The following is a 2,924-nucleotide window of genomic DNA, read 5'->3' on the forward strand; positions in this document are numbered from 1 at the left end:
TCATGGTGTGGGCGTTTTGATTAAGCTTCAGAAACTAAATCATGCCAGAAATGGGCGCCCACTCCCACCTTTTCGCTTGCGCTGCCAAGCAATTTTCATCCGTTCCGCTAGTTTTGCAAGAGGCTCTCTTGTCTCCACCATCATTGCAAAGCTCCTCATTTTGTAAGTGTATGAACGCGTTTCGCTCTCGTGAGGCGAAACGGCCACCGATTAGTTATATTTATAATCGTCTCTCGGACGTGTTCGCGAGATTTGCCGGAAATTCAAATCTTCGATTGCATATATAACCATTACGAACTCTTTCCTGTCAATTATTGATCTTGTACATATATCTAGAAAACAACAATTGATGCCGCAACCCTGCGGGTTTTCGCGCCGCTCATGCAGTCTTGGAGCCGGGCAATCATGCATATTTGATGATATTTGCGTGCAGTTACCGTCTTTTTGAGGGTATTTATACACATTGTTTGACGCCGGGCGATTTTTCGCGGGGGGCCCCGGCCGGCCACGATTTCGCTAAAAGGCGCGTTCGTTAAGATTCACTTAATTTGCGCCGATTAGACCGGAAGTAAATACGGACGTGCGTTTCGGGTAACAATACGGCGCTGCGCGGCAGTCACCGGCCCCATTTCCGGCGCCTGTAAAGCGTACCGATTATGCGTCGCGGCGGCTTGGTGCGCAGATAATCGAACGCCGCGCGCGCGTGTTCAATGGCCTTTTCCAAGAGCGCCAGTTTGCCGAAAAACGCGTGCGGCCGGGCGCCGGCGGCAGCGTTTCCCGCGCCAGCGCGGCGTTGCGCGCAGGTCCGCTGCCGGGCCACGCCGGGTCCCTGCCGGGCCGCCGATAGGCTAGTATGAAAGATTGACCTCATCGTCCCCGCCGTCCCCCATGCGCCTGCTCATCCTTTCCGACCTGCATCACGAACTCTGGCGGGCCGAAGCGCCACGCATCGATCCGGCGCTGTCCCGGCCCGATGTGGTCATCCTGGCCGGCGATATCGATACCGGCGCCAGGGCCGTACATTGGGCCGCGCACAACTTCGCCGGCTTGCCGGTGCTGTACGTACATGGCAACCACGAAGGCTACGGCCACAATCTCGACACCGTGCAAGCCGAGTTGAAAGCGGCCAGCGCCGAGTCCGGCAACGTCCACTTCCTGTCCTGCGACGAAAAAATCATTGGCAATGTCCGCTTCCTGGGAGCCACCCTGTGGACCGATTTCCGCCTGTTCGGGGACGACGACCGCCAGGCGGCCATGCGCGAAGCCGAGGCGGTCATGAACGACTACAAGCGCATACGCCTGGCCGGGCACAACTACCGCAAGCTGCGCGCGGCCGACACCGCCATGTTCCACGCCCTCGAGCTATCCTGGCTGCGCACCCGGCTGGCCGCGCCGTTTGCCGGGCCGACCGTGGTCATCACCCACATGGCGCCGTCGATGCGCTCGGTGCCGGAGGAGTACGCGACGTCGCGCTTTTCGGCCGCGTATGCCTCGCGGCTGGACGAGCTGGCCAGGCAGGCCGACCTCTGGGTACACGGCCACATGCACGATCCGGTCGACTACCGGATCGGCAAATGCCGGGTGGTGTCGAACCCGTGCGGCTACAAGACGCGCACCGGCGGCACCGAGAATGCCCGCTTCGATCCCGGCTTCATCGTCGAGCTGGACGAAGGCATCGGCGCTTCCCAGGCATAAGGCAGCGCATGGCAGCGTCGAGTACGAACGCCTGACCGCCTCGGGCATACTCGACCAGATGCGCGCTCGGTCAAAAAACATCTACCGCGAAAACGTGTTCCCGTACCTGACAAAGCGCTTTTCGACGCCACTGATGATATAGCGATTCGCAAATGAGTGAAGCCAACGCTACCAGCAACTTTAATCGCACGGAATGCTAAATTTGGGATTCCCATACCTGCAAAATGAAGTATGATTATTGCAATAAAATTAACTTTTGGATACAAAATGTGGGTTTTCACGAGTGTTGCAGATTGGATTGATGAACAAGGAAAAAGCGCCGATTCAGTATTGGATCAGTTGGTCGAAGACTCACATTACAATCACGGTGTAATGATTGCAGCCGCCACAACGCACTCATTCATGAAATTTGGTGCATCAATGTCGGACATTTTGCGCTTGGGCGATGGCGTTAAAAAGGGTGGAGTGTCTGGCTTTTTTGCCGATGGGATGAGGCTCATCGCTATCTTTCCGTTCGGAAAAGCCGCCCAAATGAGGAATTCTGCTGTTCTGCTAAACAGAGCGAAGCTCATCCAAGACATTGCGCCAAGAGCAGGAATTTGCTCTTGGGTGGGTACGACCAAGGCATTGGCACAAACCGGGCATCATGCCAACGGAAAACTCTATGCACATGTTGCCGACTTAGCGGCCGCTGTGGGTATCTCGATTGATCGGCTTGGCGGTGTCGCTCTGGAAACGATGGCGCACAATCTGCAAAATCTGGGGGCGAGGATAGGAAACTTGGTATCAGTTCGCAATCTTGAGGAAATTTTGGCGAAGGGTTTGCTGAAGCGAGATGGAAGTGTAGTCCTTATTTCAGTAAGGTTGATGCGTGCTGGCAAGGACATTGGCGGCCATTTGATCTACGCGTTTTATGACACCTTCGGGCGGTTGCGATTCATGGACCGGACTATAGTTTCAAAAAACCAAGGTACCTATGCAAGCCTGGGTGAACTGGGCATCAAGTATGGAGCAGATGCGATGATTCCAAGGGCAGCATTACCTATCTATAATATGTTCGTTAAATCGGTCGCTTATGAGCCAATTGCAAAACGATTTTTCTGAACTGGCCGACATCAGGAGAGCACGATTTTTCATCGCTTTTTCGTGATATCGGAGGAAATCTGATCGGTTACGGCGGCGGAATCATGGCTAATCTCATTTTTAAGGCGTGGGGATGCCGTACCTGA

At 54.9% G+C, this 2,924-nt stretch carries 2 protein-coding genes; both read left to right on the forward strand.

Going from position 1 to position 2,924, the window contains the following annotated elements; translation table 11 throughout:
• Window positions 1-888: 888 nt before the first annotated feature.
• Window positions 889-1,695 carry a metallophosphoesterase family protein gene (locus F1735_RS32890; RefSeq protein ID WP_167241125.1) on the forward strand — a complete coding sequence of 269 codons (807 nt, stop codon included), beginning with the start codon at window positions 889-891 and terminating at the stop codon, window positions 1,693-1,695.
• A gap of 231 nt (window positions 1,696-1,926) precedes the next feature.
• The gene (locus tag F1735_RS32895) at window positions 1,927-2,799 is read left to right on the forward strand and encodes a hypothetical protein (RefSeq protein WP_167241127.1); all 873 of its coding nucleotides are present in this window, start codon (window positions 1,927-1,929) and stop codon (window positions 2,797-2,799) included.
• Window positions 2,800-2,924: the final 125 nt, after the last annotated feature.

This window comes from Massilia genomosp. 1 (assembly GCF_011682185.1).
Taxonomy (GTDB): domain Bacteria; phylum Pseudomonadota; class Gammaproteobacteria; order Burkholderiales; family Burkholderiaceae_D; genus Telluria_A; species Telluria_A rubra.